The organism is Rubritalea tangerina (assembly GCF_042683245.1).
GTDB lineage: Bacteria > Verrucomicrobiota > Verrucomicrobiia > Verrucomicrobiales > Akkermansiaceae > Rubritalea > Rubritalea tangerina.
Window position 1 is genome coordinate 1 of the sequence record NZ_JBHUJB010000018.1, and the last position, 20,352, is coordinate 20,352.

General features: G+C 44.0%; 16 protein-coding genes. All 16 read right to left on the reverse strand.

The window, feature by feature from the left end; all coding sequences use genetic code 11:
* Positions 1-227 precede the first annotated feature (227 nt).
* Entirely contained in the window at positions 228-632 is a 405-nt protein-coding gene (locus tag ACFSW8_RS03750) for a DUF2251 domain-containing protein (RefSeq protein WP_377090596.1), read from the reverse strand.
* A 629-nt stretch (positions 633-1,261) separates the two neighbouring features.
* Entirely contained in the window at positions 1,262-1,678 is a 417-nt protein-coding gene (locus tag ACFSW8_RS03755; RefSeq protein ID WP_377090594.1) for a 1-deoxy-D-xylulose-5-phosphate synthase, read from the reverse strand.
* A gap of 621 nt (positions 1,679-2,299) precedes the next feature.
* On the reverse strand, positions 2,300-2,917 hold the full coding sequence (locus tag ACFSW8_RS03760; RefSeq protein WP_377177473.1) for a hypothetical protein: 618 nt from the start codon (positions 2,915-2,917) through the stop codon (positions 2,300-2,302).
* 1,131 nt (positions 2,918-4,048) lie between these two features.
* Entirely contained in the window at positions 4,049-4,507 is a 459-nt protein-coding gene (locus ACFSW8_RS03765) for a hypothetical protein (RefSeq protein ID WP_377177475.1), read from the reverse strand.
* Positions 4,508-5,639: 1,132 nt separating this feature from the next.
* Positions 5,640-6,101 (reverse strand): hypothetical protein, encoded by a 462-nt coding sequence (locus tag ACFSW8_RS03770; protein WP_377177477.1) that lies wholly within the window; start codon positions 6,099-6,101, stop codon positions 5,640-5,642.
* A gap of 129 nt (positions 6,102-6,230) precedes the next feature.
* Positions 6,231-6,713, reverse strand: coding sequence for a hypothetical protein (locus ACFSW8_RS03775; protein WP_377090580.1), 483 nt, complete (start codon positions 6,711-6,713; stop codon positions 6,231-6,233).
* 142 nt (positions 6,714-6,855) lie between these two features.
* The gene (locus tag ACFSW8_RS03780; RefSeq protein WP_377090579.1) at positions 6,856-7,266 is read right to left on the reverse strand and encodes a DUF4279 domain-containing protein; all 411 of its coding nucleotides are present in this window, start codon (positions 7,264-7,266) and stop codon (positions 6,856-6,858) included.
* Positions 7,267-7,398: 132 nt separating this feature from the next.
* Positions 7,399-7,851 (reverse strand): hypothetical protein, encoded by a 453-nt coding sequence (locus tag ACFSW8_RS03785; protein ID WP_377177479.1) that lies wholly within the window; start codon positions 7,849-7,851, stop codon positions 7,399-7,401.
* Between the two features lie 1,608 nt (positions 7,852-9,459).
* Positions 9,460-9,975, reverse strand: a complete 516-nt coding sequence (locus tag ACFSW8_RS03790; protein ID WP_377090575.1) for a hypothetical protein — start codon at positions 9,973-9,975, stop codon at positions 9,460-9,462.
* A 700-nt stretch (positions 9,976-10,675) separates the two neighbouring features.
* Complete coding sequence (locus ACFSW8_RS03795; RefSeq protein ID WP_377177481.1) at positions 10,676-11,131, reverse strand: hypothetical protein; 456 nt, start codon at positions 11,129-11,131, stop codon at positions 10,676-10,678.
* Positions 11,132-11,329: 198 nt separating this feature from the next.
* Positions 11,330-11,734 carry a hypothetical protein gene (locus tag ACFSW8_RS03800; RefSeq protein WP_377090569.1) on the reverse strand — a complete coding sequence of 135 codons (405 nt, stop codon included), beginning with the start codon at positions 11,732-11,734 and terminating at the stop codon, positions 11,330-11,332.
* Between the two features lie 2,125 nt (positions 11,735-13,859).
* Positions 13,860-14,387 (reverse strand): hypothetical protein, encoded by a 528-nt coding sequence (locus tag ACFSW8_RS03805; protein WP_377177483.1) that lies wholly within the window; start codon positions 14,385-14,387, stop codon positions 13,860-13,862.
* A gap of 1,408 nt (positions 14,388-15,795) precedes the next feature.
* The gene (locus ACFSW8_RS03810; protein WP_377177485.1) at positions 15,796-16,302 is read right to left on the reverse strand and encodes a hypothetical protein; all 507 of its coding nucleotides are present in this window, start codon (positions 16,300-16,302) and stop codon (positions 15,796-15,798) included.
* A 1,600-nt stretch (positions 16,303-17,902) separates the two neighbouring features.
* Positions 17,903-18,487 carry a hypothetical protein gene (locus ACFSW8_RS03815; protein ID WP_377177487.1) on the reverse strand — a complete coding sequence of 195 codons (585 nt, stop codon included), beginning with the start codon at positions 18,485-18,487 and terminating at the stop codon, positions 17,903-17,905.
* A 1,103-nt stretch (positions 18,488-19,590) separates the two neighbouring features.
* Positions 19,591-19,989 (reverse strand): hypothetical protein, encoded by a 399-nt coding sequence (locus ACFSW8_RS03820; protein WP_377090610.1) that lies wholly within the window; start codon positions 19,987-19,989, stop codon positions 19,591-19,593.
* 158 nt (positions 19,990-20,147) lie between these two features.
* Positions 20,148-20,352, reverse strand: a 205-nt coding sequence (locus tag ACFSW8_RS03825) for a hypothetical protein (RefSeq protein WP_377177489.1), incomplete at its 5' end; no start/stop codon positions are given.

The following is a 20,352-nucleotide window of genomic DNA, read 5'->3' on the forward strand; positions in this document are numbered from 1 at the left end:
CTGATTAGTCCAATTTGAGTGTATCTGTGCATGAGGTTTTTAGGATAACGTAAAGCACACCAACCACGAACTTTACGTGGAAACTGCGCTCTGGGTTTAAAGTGAGAAATATCAGAGAGGGGAGCGAAACTCAACCACGGTGAGTGGTTGGGTGCAGCGTCTTGTTCACCAGAGTCAGTTTGTTAGATGTGCACCTAGTCCTAGATGGTTTATGTGTTTGCGGAATCTTAGTGGTCAAAAAAGAGATGTCTAAGTTCTTTGTGAAACGCTTGATGCTGCCAGTCTGAATCTGCTGGTAGATCCGGAAATGGGTCTTCTGTATAACCGCATCGTTTCTCGAAATCAAAGACAGCATGAGGGCGTTGGTTTATGAGCAATGCTGCGGCTTTATAGTCTCTGGTCCAGAGGATCTTGATCTTCGATGGAAGGTGCTTATCCGATATATTCGCAACATCATAGATGTGTAATGCGTCCACAAAGAGTTCATCACGAGTGTAATCGCGTGCGTAGAAATAGGCTGTTTCACCATCATCTTCGAAGACAACACCGTGTTTATTGTAAGCCGCGTCCGATTCGATAATAGTTTCGACTCCGACTCTAATTGTGGATTCAGCTCCGAGAAACGGCTTCATAATTTAGGAGAACGTAAAGCACACCCACTGCTGACAGGGAATACGCTTTGATTAATTGTTTACGGATGGAGGATTGGAAAAAGTGAGCGGAAGTCAACCGCGGTCAGCGGTTGGGTGCAGCGTCTTGTTCTGTGAAACACCCTAAAGCATCGCAACTGAACACGCTAGTAAAACCAATGTTTTCATCGTGCTGAGCGAACTACGAGCGACTTCACCAACAGTGGATGAGACGAACATCGTTACGTAATGAATTGAGTAATTACATCGCCACGAACAGAAAAGAGGATGCGCCCACAATTCGTGGAAGAGGATTTTGATAAAAATTCTAAAAGGTACTTTGAATGTACTCACCGTGATTTAGCAGCACAGTTCTAGAAGATAGTGCACTACTCCAACTAGCTAACTGCACAGCATGATCTCAAAGTGTGGAGCTTCAGCAATGATCTTAGCAACTGATAGGCAGCACAGTAGGGGAGATGGAGATAAAGTTAGAACGTCTTTTTCTCTCACAGAACGTAAAGCACACCCACTGCTGACAGGGAATACGCTTTGATTAATTGTTTACGGATGAAGGATTGGAAAAAGTGAGCGAAAGTCAACCGCGGTCAGCGGTTGGGTGCAGCGTCTTGTTATGCAAATTGATTTTCGATGAGGTCTGTCCGATTCCTAATATCCGTCCAGTACTCAACTCGAACATCATCATCTATGTGTATCGGTAGTCTTTCGCTGTATAGACGGTCACTTCCATCTTTCTTAGGACCAGAAATCCAATAGTCTTCTCCTGTGTTAACTTCACAATAGTTAGACTTGACGCCGCGACCTTTGAGGCTCTGAAACTTCAGTTCTCCATAATACAGAGTCTTGTGTGTACGATTAAATCTAACACGGCCAATTCGAGCTTCGCCAGTGAGTTCTCCAGCCTTGCACTCAATATACATAATTCTAGTGAAGGGACTTTCTTTAGTTGGGAGCAACTCACTGGAACCTGACTCAGAAATGTCTGAGCAGGCCTCTTCGATTGCGATAGTTCTACGAGATTCGGACATGATTTTTTAGCATAACGTAAAGCACACCACACCGCTGACGGGCAATGTACTTCGATTTATTGTTTATGGATTGAAAAAAGGGAAAGGTGAGCGGAGATCAACCGCGGTCAGCGGTTGGGTGCAGCGTCTTGTTCTACGAACGTAGTGTATTCGGTGGTTTCCAACTGGATGGAAGGTCATACCATCGACGCGGATCTTAATTTACTAAAGCTGTGTAGCAAGGATGTTCTACGACAGGTCATTTAGGTTTAGGCATCGACGTCGAGGATCTCTAGAAACGTAGGAAATCTAAAAACTGATTTGGCTAATCGCATAGAAGGCCGAGAGTTCTGAAAGTCTTACCCAGCTTTTGGAACTACGAATAAGGTTCGCGAAGTTCATGGTGATGATCCTCCTGAGTTCCGAGTGCACAGGCTCTGTGAATGCATCGCAACTGACGAGGCTGAGAGTTAGAAAATGGTTTTCAAAGCTGTGTCTTCTGTACCGACATAGCTAGTTGTGCACCCTGCAACGGGATATCTCTAGTAGAACGTAAAGCACACCCACTGCTGACAGGGAATGCGCTTTGATTAATTGTTTACGGATGGAGGATTGGAAAAAGTGAGCGGAAGTCAACCGCGGTCAGCGGTTGGGTGCAGCGTCTTGTTCGCCAAGTTGATTTATGAGTTTGGAGATCAGTTTAAATTTGTTCTGTTCCCACTCTATTCTAGGGCCCAGGTTTTCCGGTGTCGGGCGATGAATATATTGACCGTCTTTCTTGAGGTATATAGCCACACCTGACACAAACTTTCCATCTCCTCTAGGGAAAATAATCAGAGCACCTAGATCAACAAGCTGCAAAAAATAGTACTCGCTCTTACCTTGGTAGCCTAGACCAGAAAACCCGACGCCTGCTGTTCCAGACAAAGGAATGATATACGATTTATCCAGTGTAATAGGGAGACCAAAAGCGGCCTTTAGCTGAGCTTCATCTAGCCTTCTTATTTCAGAGGTCAGTTTACGGAATGACTCTTTATGTGGAGCTACAAACTTGTTCCTATTCTCCTTACTGATGTTATAAGTAGCTATATTTGGATCTCGCGTTACTGACGGAAAAGCCTCTCCCTGTATATTTTTACCTATTGTGCTGCTAAGGTCTTCTAGTGCTGTTTGTGGATCAGGAATACCAAATTGTATTGAAGCTAAAATCGGTGATCCAGAAAGTATGAGTAAGATACCTATTTTGAGTAGATGTTGCATTTTTAGGCGAACGTAAAGCACACCCACTGCTGACAGGGAATACGCTTTGATTAATTGTTTACGGATGGAGGATTGGAAGAAGTGAGCGAAAGTCAACCGCGGTCAGCGGTTGGGTGCAGCGTCTTGTTCTACCAGCATAATTTCGTAGCTGGCATGTCTTGGTACTAAAACGCTGCCGCCCTTGGTCACACTGCAATAATCTAGCAGAAACCACTACACACAAACGAGAATGAGACGCGAAAACCACGACGGTTCAAATTAAAAAGAAAACTGAGCAACACGGCGATCAAAAATGTCGCTAAAACCAGAAAAGTTAGCAGGGCTAGTAGCTCGTGAATAATGGGACACCAACATGAACTATCTAGCATAAAAGACTATGGACTAATGGTGTATGGGCTGAAAGGATCGGGTCTGGCTCTGATGCAGCTGAGTACCTTATGGAGTGTGGTGCGGGCTATAAACAAATGATCCTCTGCGACACCTAAGATCTGAACATAGATGTATGGTGCAGAGGATCGGTATCATTCAGTAGAACGTAAAGCACACCCACTGCTGACAGGGAATACGCTTTGATTAATTGTTTACGGATGGGGGATTGAAAGAAGTGAGCGGAAGTCAACCGCGGTCAGCGGTTGGGTGCAGCGTCTTGTTCTGTGAAACACCCTAAAGCATCGCAACTGAACACGCTAGTAAAACCAATGTTTTCATCGTGCTGAGCGAACTAAGAGCGACTTCGCCAACAGTGGATGAGACGAACATCGTTACGCAATGAATTGAGTAATTACTTCGCCAACGAACCGCAAAGAGGATGCACCCACAATTCGTGGAAGGGGATTTTGAGAAAAAATTCTAAAAGGTACTTTGAATGTACTCACCGTGATTTAGCAGCATAGTTCTAGAAGATAGTTCACTACTCCAACTAGCTAACTGCACAGCATGATCTCAAAGTGTGCAGCTTCAGCGATAATTATAGCAACTGATAGAGAGCAACAGTAGGGGAGATTGAGATAAGGTTAGAACGTCGCTTTCTCTCACAGAACGTAAAGCACACCGCACCGCTGACGGGGGATGCACTGAGATTTATTGTTTACGGATTGAGGGTTGGAAATGGTGAGCGGAGCTCAACCGCGGTCAGCGGTTGGGTGCAGCGTCTTGTTCGGCAGAGGCAATTTTGAGTGCAGCTCTGAGTTTGGGGAGAGTTGTTGTGATAGCCTTCTTACCATAGATATCAATCTGGTAAATTTCTTCTGTATCAGAGTCATACAGGTAATATCCAACTGTGTTTACTATGGTAGCCCCTCCTGTGTCTCCTATATTATCTGAGTATACTTCATATACTAGAATTGACTGCTTCGGGAATATTCTAGAGTTCCAATTTTGACCACGAAGCTTTTTGTCACCTCGTAATACCTTCTCGATTACATGACCGTTAGGTAGTTTGAATTTACAAATTACAAGACGTTTTGAATTCATCAATTCATCTGGCATGTGTTGTTTTCCTACTTGTGTAACTATGGGGGCAGTTGACTCAGGGTAGCTTGTGGAAACAAGTCCGATAAAAAATGAGAAGGTTAGAAGTAGTTTGGTCATGTCAATTTAGCCGAACGTAAAGCACACCGCACCGCTGACGGGGATGTACTGTGATTTATTGTTTACGGATTGAGGGTTGGAAGAGTGGAGCGAAGCTCAACCGCGGTCAGCGGTTGGGTGCAGCGTCTTGTTCTACGACCAGATGCACGCGATGGTTTCCAACTGGATGGAAGGTCATACTTCGAAATGGATCTTAATCTTCTTAAGCTGCGAACCAAGGATGTTCTATAACAGGTCATTTAGAGTTATGTCCCGACGTCGAAGATCTCTAGAAACGCTGGAAACCTAGAAAACTGATTTGGCTCATCGCATGGAAGGCCGAGAGTTCTGGAAGTCTTATCCAGCTTTTGGAACTAGGAATAATGTTCATTAAGTTCACGATGATGAAACTCCAGAGTCCCGAATACACAGCCTCTGGACAATGATGGAGAGTTCTTAAATTCTGAATAAAGTTCCAACTTCTATGCTGTCTCGTCTGTACTGAAATAGCTAGTTGAGCACACTGCAACGGGATATCTCTAGTAGAACGTAAAGCACACCGCACCGCTGACGGGGATGTACTGAGATTTATTGTTTACGGATAGTGGGTTGGAAATGGTGAGCGAAGCTCAACCGCGGTCAGCGGTTGGGTGCAGCGTCTTGTTCTACGACCTGGTGCACTAGATGGTTTCCAACTGGATGGAAGGTCATACTTCGAATCGGATCTTAATTCTCAGAAGCTATGAAGCAAGGTCGTTCTATCACAGGTCATTTACATTTAGATATCGACGTGGAGGATCTCACAAAACGCTGGAAACCTAGAAACTGATTTGGCTCACCGCATGGAAGGCCGAGAGTTCTGAAAATCTTACCCTGCTTTTGTTGCTAGCAATAATGTTCGTTAAGTTCACGATGGTGAAACTCCAGAGTCCCTAATCAACAGACTCTGTGAATTCATCGCAACTGATAATACTGAGAATTAGATAAGGGTTTTCTAAGCTGTCTCGTCTACACTGAGTAATCTGGTCGAGCACACTGCAACGGGATATCTCTAGTAGAACGTAAAGCACACCGCACCGCTGACAGGGGAATGCACTTTGATTTATTGTTTACGGATAGAGGGTTGGAAATGGTGAGCGGAGCTCAACCGCGGTCAGCGGTTGGGTGCAGCGTCTTGTTCGGCAGATTTTGTCTTATTAGCGAGGCCTAGGATCATACCTTTAGAGAACAGGCCTTCATAACTTATTACTTCGTATGTTTCAGCATCTAATAGAATGAATGAATTAACATCCGATCTACCATTTAGTATTTCTTTTCCATTTTTGTACCAAGCTCTACCTTTCAATCTGATCACTCCAATTTCAGGTTTTATCTCAATATGATCAGCGTCATACGAAACGCTATGTCTTCGCATCAGAATTTGTTTGGCTTTACTGTCAGTGATGTCGAGAACTTCAGGTGGCTCTATGTCTTCAATATAATCAAAAGACGTAACCTTTTCATCGTCAGTTGACTCAGGGGTGACACTTCTGCCTATGTCTGATATCACGATAGCAATGACCATCGCGCACATAATTACGAGAACAAAAGTATAGGCTTTCGTGGTGTGTGTCATTTTTTAGCCGAACGTAAAGCACACCGCACCGCTGACAGGGGAATGTACTATGATTTATTGTTTACGGATTGAGGATTGAAAATGGTGAGCGGAGCTCAACCGCGGTCAGCGGTTGGGTGCAGCGTCTTGTTAGCCCAACTTGGTCTTTAGAAGGAATTCATCGAGTAACCCGATGTCTTCATTATTAAGGTCTAGTGTGGAGGAGACACGGTCAAAAGTGATAGCTCGCACACGTCTCATAATCACCTTGATGCGTGATTTAGATATCTGGTGCTCGTTAAGGAAAGATTCCAGACGTGTTTCCAAACACCCAAACTTAAGTGATGTGTGCCATAATCTGTATTCCATCTTCTTATTGATGTCTCTGATGATTATTTCACCCACTGGGGTGTCAGCAAACTTCTTCCAAGTCTTGCGTTGTACGACTTCAGCATCACTCTGTATATCCTTACTGGATGAATTGCCTAGTTTCTGGTTAATTTCTCGGCGATATGAGCGATTAACCCATCGTTTACGTGATTTAATAGCCTTACGCGACGATTTATCATTCTCGCCGTAGGTGTTGCGGCAGTCTTTTTTCAAAGATAGTTGCTTCTTTTCTTGAGGAGTCATTTTTTAGGCTAACGTAAAGCACACCGCACCGCTGACGGGGATGTACTGAGATTTATTGTTTACGGATTGAGGGTTGGAAATGGTGAGCGGAGCTCAACCGCGGTCAGCGGTTGGGTGCAGCGTCTTGTTAGGCAAAGGCAGTTTAGGAACGGTAAGTGTCGATATCAATACTAGCTCCAAGTTTATCCAAGAACGTGATGACCTTAGATGAGAAACCGAAAATGGGTGTAGGGATCTCTTCGAATGTAGGGAAATATAAGACCACTTGTAGGTGTGCTGTAGCAGCAGAGTCTGATAGCAATGTGGCAAACTTCTCTTGATGTGGGAGTAGGATGTCTACGGCTTCATCCGCAAGTGTGTAAATGTCTATAAGCTCTTTGTTAGTTGAAACTTTGCCGTAACCCAAAAGGTTTGTTCTGGGCAATTTACGTTCAGGTATTCTTGAGTACTTAGCTGTACATTCATCAGCTTTGAGTGGGATGAAGCTCTCAAAATGTGAAATGTTAAAATCGCCCCGAATAGCAAAGTATATGTAAGCGGTGTGTTGACTCATATTTATTTAGCCTAACGTAAAGCACACCGCACCGCTGACGGGGATGTACTGAGATTAATTGTTTACGGATTGAGGGTTGGAAATGGTGAGCGAAGCTCAACCGCGGTCAGCGGTTGGGTGCAGCGTCTTGTTCTACAATTTAGTCTTATTCGTGAGGTTTACTTTTTGCATGTGGGCTAGAATATTCTTTGGCGCTCGTTTGATTAGAGCTGGAATAACATTGCTAGAGCTGACTTTCAGTGATGCCCCTTGTTCAGTTTCCTTATAGAAATATAGGTGAAGTGTTGAGTCTCCATCGTAAAACCAAACTTCGCCTGTCGGGCGGAACTGTACAGCCCATCTTTTAGGAACGACCTTGAGTTCGTGACCTTTCCCAGAGCCTGTTGTGAATGTTCCTTTTCCGTCTTTTCCTTTATGAACGACCTTCAAATCAAGTATATCGGGCTGCTTAAGTGACGTTGTAATTACAGAGTGATAATCGTCATTCTTGTATTCATGGGTGCCTGCTTGACTTATCAAAGTTTCCTCAGAGTGGGCAACTGTACAAAACGAAGTACAAACAAGAAGTGTAGGAATTATTTTCATTTCAGTAGAACGTAAAGCACACCAGCCGCGAACTCGACCAGAAAGCTTTGATTGTGGGTATAGTTAGAATTGTGAGAAAGGAAAGCGGAAGTCAACCGCGGTGAGCGGTTGGGTGCAGCGTCTTGTTCTGCAGAGGCAATTTATAGGAGTTAGATTTCGAATGATGCTTCATCCTTAACTGTAGATGTAAAAATGCATTGAGAACTTTCAAGATAGGCAATCAAACGGTGTGAATTGGTTTTAGAATAGAGGAAACTGCCTTTAGTACTGTACTCATAGGCATTAGGGAATTCTAGGATCTTAGAATAGACCTCGTGATCTTGGTTTTTAGCAACCCATTCAAGTATTCTCTGAGCTGTAAGCTTACATATCGGGAGTGGATCTTGTGGAGAACCATAAGACCAGCCTAGAAAGCCGTTGTGCAAGTACCATCGAGCACTGGGGTTACTTGCTTCTATGTCGGTGAAACTGGGCATATTTAGCAGAACGTAAAGCACACCGCACCGCTGACGGGGATGTACTGAGATTTATTGTTTGCGGATGGTGGGTTGGGAAAGGGGAGCGAAGCTCAACCGCGGTCAGCGGTTGGGTGCAGCGTCTTGTTCTACGAACGTGGTGTATTCGGTGGTTTCCAACTGGATGGAAGATCATACCATCGACGCGGATCTTAAATTTCTAAAGCTGCGTAGCAAGGATGTTCTATGCCAGGTCATTTAGATTTAGGCATCGACGGTAAGGATCTCACAAAACGCAGGAAACCTAAAAACTGATTTGGCTTATCGCATAGAAGGCCGAGAGTTCTGAAAGTTTTACCCAGCTTTTGGAACTACGTTTGATGTTCGTTAAGTTCACGATGGTGAAAAAACTGAGTCCCGAATACACAGCCTCAGTGAATGCATCGCAACTGATAAGCCTGAGAGTTAGAAAAAGGTTTTCTAAGCTGTGTCTTCTGTACCGAAATAGCTAGTTGAGCACAATGCAACGGGATATCTCTAGTAGAACGTAAAGCACACCAGCCGCGACCGTTGCAAGGCCAGTGTGAGATTTGGGTTAAAGTTTGAATAATCTAAAATCTAGCGGAACTCAACCGCGGTAAGCGGTTGGGTGCAGCGTCTTGTTCGACCAGGCCAATTTAATGGGTCGCGTGAAGGTGTTGCGTACAGATGTTCCAACATGTGGAGACGAACTCAGAATAATCATGGAATTCAGAACAGGCATCTCTGCGAACTGATGAGCTTGCCTCGCCCATATGCTAGAAGAACCTAAAGTGAAAATGATCTGATCTATGGTTGAATGTACTCACCGTGACTTCACAGCACCTCCAAGAAGGAAGACTCACTACTGATTTAGCTGAGCCACAGCAGTCAGAATTAGAGTGAGTAATTGTGAAATTAGTATGTAACAGAGAGCGTGTAACTAGCATGCGAATGATGTGAAATCTGTCTTCTGCTAAAAGCTTCTGAATTTAGTCGAACGTAAAGCACACCAGCCGCGAACTCGACCAGAAATCTTTGATATATGTTTAAGCGAGAGAGTAATCAAAAAGGAAAGCGAAACTCAACCGCGGTGAGCGGTTGGGTGCAGCGTGTTGTTCGACAGAGACAGTTTTTAGAATCTGAGAGTCTGACTATCAGACACCATCTGATTGAATCTTCGGTCGTCTTCTTCAACTTCTTCTTTAGTTCTAGAATCGTAAGAAAACTCACACTTAGGGCAACTAATGCGCTTAGATTCTGTCTCAGGAGATTGAAGGATGGAAATCACCTTGCCGCCAAAGCAATTAGGGCAAGCGTAATGGACTGGTGTATCGTCACCCTCGATAGGTTGGTATTGATACAGGAAAATGCCAGATCTAGGTTCTACCAAGAGATAGTTCTGAAGGAGGCAATTCTTGTTCACCTCCTCTTCAAGATCTCTTTTAAGAGTGCTTCGTTCTTCCAGAACTCTGTTTGCAGACTGCTGTGTATCCAAGAGTTTTTGCTGAAGGTCGATAATGTTATTCTGAACCTCGATCATGATGGTGTTAACCTTCGAATCATCAGAGAGTTCCTTAATGGAACTTACGAGTTTCAGTACGGAAGTTGTGGAGCTGATACCAGCTGTAATGCCTGTTAGGATGTCCATAATTTAGTCGAACGTAAAGCACACCTCACCGCTGACGGGGATGAACTATGATTTATTGTTTACGGATGGTGGATTGGAAATGGTGAGCGGAGCTCAACCGCGGTCAGCGGTTGGGTGCAGCGTCTTGTTCTACGAACGTGGTGTATTCGGTGGTTTCCAACTGGATGGAAGGTCATCAATCGTATCGGATCTTAATTCTCTGAGGCTGCGTAGCAAGGTCGTTCTATGACAGGTCATTAAGATTTATGTCCCGACGTTGCGGATCTCTAGAAACGGTGGAAACCTAAAAACAGATTTGGCTCATCGCATGGAAGGCCGAGAGTTCTGGAAGTCTTACCCAGCTTTTGTAACTAGGAATAATGTTCGTTAAGTTCACGATGATGAAACTCCAGAGTCCCGAATACACAGCCTCAGTGAATGCGTCGTAACTGTTAAGCCTGAGAGTTAGAAAAAGGTTTTCTAAGTTGTGTCTTCTGTACCGAAATAGCCAGCGGAGCACTCTGCAACGGGATATCTCCAGTAGAACGTAAAGCACACCACACCGCTGACGGGAATGCACTCTGATTTAATGTTTACGGATGGTGGGTTGGAAGAGGGGAGCGAAGCTCAACCGCGGTCAGCGGTTGGGTGCAGCGTCTTGTTCGGCAAGTGCTGTTCTAGGGTTATTAGTTTTTCGTGTTATGACTGACCGATTGTCGAACTAGGCGGGAGTGGCATCTGAAATGTTCTTCAGCACTGAATTACAAAGGGTATTTGTTTGTTTAGCCCAATTGCTGTCGTCAGCATAGTACTTAGGAAGGTGCCTCTGAATGTGTGATAAGATCTTTTGAAACTCAGGAAATAGATCAAGTAGTTCTCTAGGGCTATTTCTAACCTGAACGTCAACCGACATGGCAAACCATCCGGGCATGTGGCAATCGTATTCACTGTCTCTGGAGTGAGCATACTCAACGAAAACTGGGAAATAGTAACTATAGACTTCAGGACTTAGTTTATTACTGGCTTCGAAGATCCACGATGTTTCTTCAACAGATCGGATCTTAGCTGCTAAGTCATCAGAAGATAGATCTGAGAATTCTTCTAGAACTTCATTCCTATAGTTGGGGAAATCTTTGAGATGTCCAATTAGTTGTTCTTTAGTGGGAGGATGCTTCATTTTAGCCGAACGTAAAGCACACCAGCCGCGAACATGGCCAGAGAGCTTTGATAGTGGATTTAAGTTAGAATTGCGTGAGAGGAGAGCGGAAGTCAACCGCGGTGAGCGGTTGGGTGCAGCGTCTTGTTAGCCAAGGGCAGTCCCTGCGGGCTATATGGATAGTCATATGAAAAGGTGTATCGTGATCTAAAACTGCATCTAGCAAAAATCTAAGAGCCACAATGCGTCTTCATGTAAGTGCTGAGCGCCAGAATTGGATATCTCTTCCAGAATGACTTTGGATTGTTCAGGTTCAGCTTCAACTGTCCCAATCAATGTAGTTGCCAGAGCATCACTGTCGTGATCTTCGAGTGAATGTCTGTATAGAACCTCCAATCCAAAAGGAAGGAGATTAGAGCCACCAGTTTCTAGAACCGTGACCGTAATCAGCTCACTCAGCCAAAAACCAATGCCGTTCTTATTAACGAATGCTTTCAGTTCTTCGATGTGGTTCTCAGTGATTAGTGTATTGAGCTTATCATAGACTTTGAGTGTATCATCAAGAGAGTCTCCATGTCGGCCGTTCCATAAGGATTCAAGTAGTGGTGTTATAGACGTGCTCATATTTAGGCTAACGTAAAGCACACCGCACCGCTGACGGGGGAATGTACTGTGATTTATTGTTTACGGATTGAGGGTTGGAGATGGTGAGCGGAGCTCAACCGCGGTCAGCGGTTGGGTGCAGCGTCTTGTTCTATCAAGCTGGTGTACTCGATGGTTTCCAACTGGATGGAAGATTATCAACCGGAACGGATCTTAATTTTCTAAAACTGTGTAGCAAGGATGTTCTATGAAAGGTCATTTAGGTTTAGGTGCCGACGTCGAGGATCTCACAAAACGCAGGAAACCTAAAAACCTGATTTGGCTCATCGCATGGAAGGCCGAGAGTTCTGAAAGTCTTACCCTGCTTTTTGAACTAAGAATAATGTTCGCTATGTTCACGATGATGAACTTCTAGACTCGCGAATCTACAGTCTCTGGGAAAACTCAGCAACTTTTTGAATACAGATGAACGTATCGGATAAATAAGCTGTCTCGTCTGTACTGAGTAGTCTGGTTGAGCACGCCAGCCGAGGATATATCTGATAGAACGTAAAGCACACCAACCGCGACCCTTAGAAGGCCTGATAGAAGGTGCAATGAATGGTTGAATGTTGAAAAGGGAGCGGAGCTCAACCGCGGTAAGCGGTTGGGTGCAGCGTCTTGTTCTGCAGAGCCAATTTATTGGGTTTTGTATGGCGAGTTGTGTTGCTTTGACGACTCTAGTGAACACACACAGACTGGAATATTAGGCCAAGAACTGTCTTCTCGATATTCTAGTGTGTATGTCCCACCAGACGGGCATCTAACTTTCATGAAATCAGGGTGGTCTTTATATAGATATTCCCATGTGAGTTGGGGATCCGCCCATATTTCATCGGTGTTTGTATATATGCCTTGGCTCAATATAGCTGTGTTAATGCTGCCCATAACCACGATGCAAGCATCCTTATTGGCGTCTTCTTTGTAATTATGGATATAAAATGAACATGTTCCGATAATCGCCGCAATGATGGCGAATACGATGAACAGGCCTCTGTATGTATTGCGTAGCATATTTAGCAGAACGTAAAGCACACCGCACCGCTGACGGGGATGTACTGTGATTTATTGTTTACGGATGGTGGATTGGAAATGGTGAGCGAAGCTCAACCGCGGTCAGCGGTTGGGTGCAGCGTCTTGTTCTACGACCTGGTGCAATGGATGGTGTCCAACTGGATGGAAGGTTATACATCGAGACGGATCTTAATTTTCTATAGCTTTGCAGCAAGGATGTTTTACGATAGTTCATTGAGATTTAGGCATCGACGTCGAGGATCTCTGGATACATGGGAAACCTAAAAACTGATTTGGATCATCACATGGAAGGCCGAGAATTCTGAAAATCTTACCCTGCTTTTGGAACTAGGAATAATGTTCGTTAAGTTCACGATGATGAAACTCCAGAGCCTCGAATGCACAGGCGATGCACAATGATGGAGAGTTCTTAAACTTCGGATAATGTTCCAACTTCTATGCTGTCTCGTCTGTACTGAAATAGCTGGTTGAGCACACTGCAACGGGATATCTCCAGTAGAACGTAAAGCACACCAACCGAGTACTCGGCCAGAAAGCTTCTGATTTTGTTTAAGGTTGGAATTAGTGAAAGGAAAGCGGAACTCAACCGCGGTACGAGGTTGGGTGCAGCGTCTTGTTAGGCAAGATAGTTTATCGATCCTGGATTAGTTCTGAATAGATAATTATTAAAACTGGAATAAGGCTCAGGAGAGCCGAAGGGTGAAATGTAAGTCTAGCTCTGAGTTCCTGAAATTCTATACGATATTTTTTCATGATCGGCCTCGCAGACACTGATAGGGAGAGGAAATACAAAAACGCAATTACTGCTATAGCAGCTGAGCTTTTGGTTCCATAGCCAGTAATACTAGTAAAGTAGTACAACAAGGCTAGGCTACTCATTCCAAGCCACGACAATACAGCTAACTTGTTTATTGCTTTCTTCATCTATGAAGGATGTTTCGATTTAGCCTAACGTAAAGCACACCGGCGGCGATGTAACCGCTGATGCAAAAGTTGAAGTTTCAATTCTGATGAACAGCTGCCAAGCCCTTGCCAGTCAGCTACTAGCCGTCGGGTGCTGCGACTTGTTGGGCTAGTTTATTTCAACCGAATCAATAAGGTTTAAAAGAGCCATATCGCCAGAATTCTCAGAGCTAAGGCGACATCTTCCTCCATCAATACAATTACTCTTAGCTATCTCTAATACACGTTGGCGTGTGATGATGCCATCTGCAATAAGCTTATTTAGAGAATCACGAAACATCTCGTCAATATACAGTTCAGTTATCAGCGATTGGCTTGATTCAGAATTAATGTAGTTAATCGGTGATTGGATGATTACTGGACTATTCCATATATTAGAAAGCTTATCCTCAGAATGCTGAAAATTATGACTACACTCAAAATCAGGAAAATCTCGAACAAATAGCCCAGGCTGCAACTCACTCAACTCTTCATTCCTCCACGTTAATAAGCAGACGGTAATTGAGGTCACCTTAACATCTCTAAAAGAAGAACAAAACTGACAAGACTCTTTGCTTGAGTAGGAGATGATATCAAGTGTAACAGCAACAAATACAATAACCATTGCTATTGATGATAGTATAACGCGGCGCTTCATTATTTTGCCCAACGTAAAGTTCACCGGCAGCGATGTACCAGATGAAAAAAGATTAAAGGTTCAATTCTCATTAACGGCTGAAAAATTTGGCCCGGTAGCTACTAGCTGTCGGGTGCAACGCCTTGTTCGGCCAGTTTTGTGATTTCAATGAATTTGCCGATTCGGAATAATCAACCCAAGCCATCGTTAGCGATTCGGAACTCATTTGTTTGGCGGATTCTTTCGAGGACAGAACTGGGAAAGTCAATTTCCGATGAAACAATCACCGACGTTCCAATTCTGAAAACAGATCAAGCCAAAGTATTTTGAACGCGCTGCCTATTTTTTGCCGAACGCCCGGCTCAGCCGAGCCCAATGCGGAAGTTGCCTTGTGTTAAATTGGGAGCGCAGCGAACCAACACAAGGCAACTGGAGTGTGGGCTTCGCGCTGCAGCCGTTTGTTATATAGCGGCTAAATACCGCAAGCTAAAGCCCCTTTGTGGAGCGAAAGCGAAACTACTGCTTAATTGTTTACTATGCGGAAAACTCCAATAGGATACCCGCATTAATTGACCATGATTGTTGCACAGATTGAAGTCCTGAGAAAGCACGGCCCGCTTAGTTTACAAGGGGCATAGTGGCCCAATGTGAAGACTAAGAACGGTATAACTGGAATGGCTTTTTAACACACTGTGCTTGATACGATGTTTAAATGAAAGTGTGCGAAAGCGTGGCCTAAACTCCGAACCATTATTTAAAACGGGAACAGCCGAAATAGATGAATTAATTCAATGAAACGAACTCTGAAAAAACACTTCCGTGATATAACGTCAAGCACACCGCACCGCTGACGGGGATGTACTGTGATTTATTGTTTACAGATTGAGGGTTGGAAATGGTGAGCGAAGCTCAACCGCGGTCAGCGGTTGGGTGCAGCGTCTTGTTCTACGAGCTGGTGCAATGAATGGTGTCCAACTGGATGGAAGGTTATACATCGAAACGGATCTTAATTTACTAAAGCTGTGTAGCAAGGTCGCTCTATGACAGGTCATTTAGATTTAGGTTTCGACGTCGAGGATCACACAAAACTCTGGAAACCTAAAACTGATTTGGCTCATTGCATGGAAGGCCGAGAGTTCTGGAAGTCTTACCCAGCTTTTGGAACTAAGAATAATGTTCATTAAGTTCACGATGATGAAACTCCAGAGTCCCGAATACACAGCCTCTGAACAATGATGGAAAGTTCTTCAATTTCGAATAATGCTCCAACCTCTCAGCTGTCTCGTCTGCACTGAGTAATCTGGTTGAGCACTCTGCAATGGGATATCTCTAGTAGAACGTAAAGCACACCCACTGCTGACAGGGAATGCGCTTTGATTAATTGTTTACGGATGGGGGATTGAAAGAAGTGAGCGGAGGTCAACCGCGGTCAGCGGTTGGGTGCAGCGTCTTGTTCGCTCAATTGGTTATGGTATACGTAATTAGTAATACCATCTTTAGTCTCGGTATATATGACAGCAACTTTTCCTGACACTCTAAATAAAGAATTTTTAGTTTCACAAAGTTCTCCACGCTCAAAGTACAGGTTCCTCGTTGCAGCCATTATCAACTCTTTCTTGTTGCGTTTAGGGCTTACAAATGAGTACGCAAGAGGTACATGTGTCCAAAGCTTAGTTAACCCGTCAATCGTCTTAGGTAAACCTACTGAATTAAGGGCCATATTCGCAGTACTCGTATCCTCGTTGATGAGATCCCACGTATTTTTCACATCATCAAGTTTGGCAAGATCTTGGTTTGTTGCATCAGTGACAACTACATGCTCAAAGGCTAAATCAATAAACACAACCTCGTCATATTTATTCTTCAAATACAGTTGGTGTCCCACCAGAAGCAGAAGACTAAATATAATTATGCTACTTAATGTCTTCAGATTCATGTTTTTAAGCGAACGTAAAGCACACCGCACCGCTGACAGGGGATGTACTGAGATTTATTGTTTACGGATGGTGGGTTGGAAATGGTGAGCGGAGCTCAACCGCGGTCAGCGGTTGGGTGCAGCGTCTTGTTCTACGACCTGGTGCACTAGATGGTTTCCAACTGGATGGAAGGTCATACTTCGAATCGGATCTTAAATTTCTTGAGCTTTGTAGAAAGGATGTTCTGTGACAGGTTATTTAGATTTAGGTCCCGACGTCGAGGATCTCTAGAAACGTAGGGAACCTAAAAGCTGATATGGCTCATCGCATCGAAGGCCGAAAGATCTGAAAGTCTTACCCAGCTTTTGGAACTACGTATGATATTCGTTAAGTTCACGATGGCGCAATACCAGAGTCCCGAGTACATAGCCAATGTGAATGCATCGCAACTGTGAAATACTGAGAGCTAGAAAATGGTTTTCTAAGCTGTCTCGTCTGCACTGAGTAATCTAGTTGAGCACTCTGCAACAGGATATCTCCAGTAGAACGTAAAGCACACCCACTGCTGACAGGGAATACGCTTTGATTAATTGTTTACGGATAGTGGATTGGAAGAAGTGAGCGAAAGTCAACCGCGGTCAGCGGTTGGGTGCAGCGTCTTGTTAGCCAAATTGATCTAGTAGCAGTGTTTTTTGAGCTATAATCCTTGGTTTGAACGTTTCTTCTTTGCTTGGAGACTCACCCACGAGAAATACAAAATTGGATCGATGATAAGGCTACAAACTGAAAAGAATGTACCTGAATAAACACCTTCGAGGAATTGTGAATGTTTGAAATGAGGAGTCCACTGAAGCCATCCGACCACAAATCCTAAAAGGAAAAATAGAGATAACAGAACTAAGAAAGCGTAGAGTAGTCTCATTATTTAGGCTAACGTAAAGCACACCGCACCGCTGACGGGGGAATGTACTGAGTTTTTATTGTTTACGGATTGAGGATTGGAAATGGTGAGCGGAGCTCAACCGCGGTCAGCGGTTGGGTGCAGCGTCTTGTTCGGCATAGGCAATTTCAAGGTCATGCGCGTACTTCTCAAATAGCTCGTTATAACTAACTCTATATGATTTCTTCTGTGTTAAGTATAGCGTGTAACCTCGACCATCTTTATCTATTAGATGCAGGTCTGAAAATAGTCCTTCAAAAATTGACGTATCGTAGTCGGATATCTGCAACCTAGTTTTCTGCACAACCATGGTCCAACGCTGATTACGGACATCGATCCAAAATTTGAGGTGTTTATATGCTGTTATGAGTAGAAAGGGGCAAGCTAAGAGTAGATACCAGTTCAGAGAGCCTAGTGCGTAGTAAATACAAACGGTCACAATGTATGTGAGGAGAAATAGGGAACTTAGGAGATAGTAATTACCTCCAACATTACCTGGGCTCAAATTTTGACGTTTCATATTTTGCCGAACGTAAAGCACACCGCACCGCTGACCGGGAATGTACTGAGATTTTTTGTTTACGGATAGAGGGTTGGAAATGGTGAGCGGAGCTCAACCGCGGTCAGCGGTTGGGTGCAGCGTCTTGTTATGCAAAGGCTGTTTTGTGAGGGGGAAGGTGTTAATGGACTCCGCTCAACATTCCCTTAAGGATTAGCTGCTCTACCTCCCAAGTTTGGTAAGTGCGTTCGGAGTCAGGAAATACTAGCACTGAAACTTCGTCAGGAGTGTTTGGAGAGTAATAGAGATATGTGATTCCCCAGTTTTTTGAGTAAAAGTGTGCCCCAAATATCCTACCTAACTGGTAGACGTTTTCATCCGATGGAAATTTCACCCCATCTTTACCTGGGTATTTTCCTGCTAGAGGATCTCTGTCGGACACATCGTAGATCTGCCCCTTTTCAGATGGGTCTAGGTATCTAACGGGCATTGAGAGTGCATCAAACGTCTTCTTGTCAGATGGTTTAAACGTGAATGATGAAACTGTGGAATTGGCATAAAACGGAGGGTGTAGTTCATCGTCTAAAACGTCTCTTGATAAATCGGAGCTGAAGTACCCAAGGCTTGTCTTGATGGAGAGAATCTTACTATCAGTACGTACTTCTTCTATTTTGAAGGATGTGTCTATGTACTCTTTCTGAACAGGTGTTGGTCCACAAGTTACAACCCAAAGAATGCACAATACAACGAGAGTAGGGATGATCATTGAGGTAATCAGTGTGAACAGAGTTCCGAGTGTTTGTCGTATTTTTAGCATAACGTAAAGCACACCGCACCGCTGACGGGGGAATGTACTATGATTTATTGTTTGCGGATTGAGGGTTGGAGATGGTGAGCGGAGCTCAACCGCGGTCAGCGGTTGGGTGCAGCGTCTTGTTAGTCAGATTTGGTTTTTCCGGAATAAAGGTGCTTCATCTTACCAGACTTCTCCGGATCCCATCCATTTTCTAGCGCCTCGTTAATACATGCAGCTATGTCGGACGGCAGAATAGGGGATGAATCACTTCCAAGCCAATTATCAGGTCTAGACCATGGGAAACTAATATAAAGAACTGATTTAGGGCAAACGTATAGTTCTACGCTAGCTGTTGCAGGTGAGCATTCTGCTGCTTGTGAGTATGATGGCTTATGCCTGATGAGCCACCTGTAGGATTTGTCACCAACTACGATTTTACGGGAACCTTTTCTCGGAAGTGACATGTTTTATTCAGACTAACGTAAAGGTACACCTCACACTTTGTGTGATGGTGTACGCCTTGTTAGGTTGATTTAATCCTATTCATCTTACGAGAAGAGAAACCGATTTTTCTTAGCATCTAGACCTAGCTGATCAATTGCTGTTGAGATCAATGGACGATTATCCAACAGTGATTGCTCGTATGAAAAATCAGCGGCGACGCTTCGAGCCGCCCAGTCAGTCCGCAAGTTCAATTTCTTCTCCGAGTCACTGTCCAAGTGAGTATTTAATCTTGCTGACTCTGATCTATAGATCACAGCCTCTGTATAATAATCTTGGAGAAAGCTTATAAAAATCGCCGAGGCTTAAGCCTCTCTGGTTCTTAACGCTTCCGCAAAGATTATTATACTAGTGCAATAAATTGACAGTCAAGATTAAATACTCACTTGAACACTATTTATGCTTAGAAATTGATCTGACGCATCCGTTTTTCAAACCTAACGTAAAGCACACCAACCGCGACCATTGTGGGTCAGTGTGAGATTTTGGGTGAAAGATAGAATTATCTGAAATGGAGCGGAACTCAACCGCGGTAAGCGGTTGGGTGCAGCGTCTTGTTCTGCAGAGGCAATTTATGAGAGAGCTAGTGGAGAAAAGATTGTGTAGAAAAACCATGCAACTCCTACTAATGAAATTATCTGAGAGAGCTTAAACTTGCTCTTATAGGAATCTGGTAAGTTCAGTGAGGTGAGCTTCCGCTGATTGAATACAATTCTAGTAATAATGAAAACTGCAAGTAATAGGAAGTAGGTTAGAGAGAGAATGCCTTTGTCTACAGCTTCGACTTTCATTAGTAAAAAATAAGCTCCAATCAAGACTATGAGAGGAATCATAGAGTAGGTTCTATTAGATGAAAAGCCATCCATCAAACGTAACTTTTCCTCATCTGAGAGTGATTTGTATGCTTTCTCGTTAAGGAGGCGACTGATGAAGATTGCTCCGAGTAGAGCGATGAATCCTGATGTTTGCATGAGAGTGTGTTAATTTAGCAGAACGTAAAGCACACCAACCGCGACCGTTGGAGGCTAGTGTGAGATTGTGGGTGAAAGGTAGAATGGCCAGAAATGGAGCGAAACTCAACCGCGGTGAGCGGTTGGGTGCAGCGTCTTGTTCGCTAGAGGCAGTTTAGTTAGACGTAATCGTAAAGTTGGTTGAAGAGGTCTCCAGTGATTCTTTCTCGGATATCAAAGGGGGCACCAAATAAAGATTCAGGTGTATATGTGAAACCGTAGTCTTCAGCAACCTGCTCTATATGGGATTCAGTGTCTTTGAGCTTCCCCAAAATCCTAGGCAGGGGGTGTCCTAATTCATTAATATGAACCAAGGACAAACCA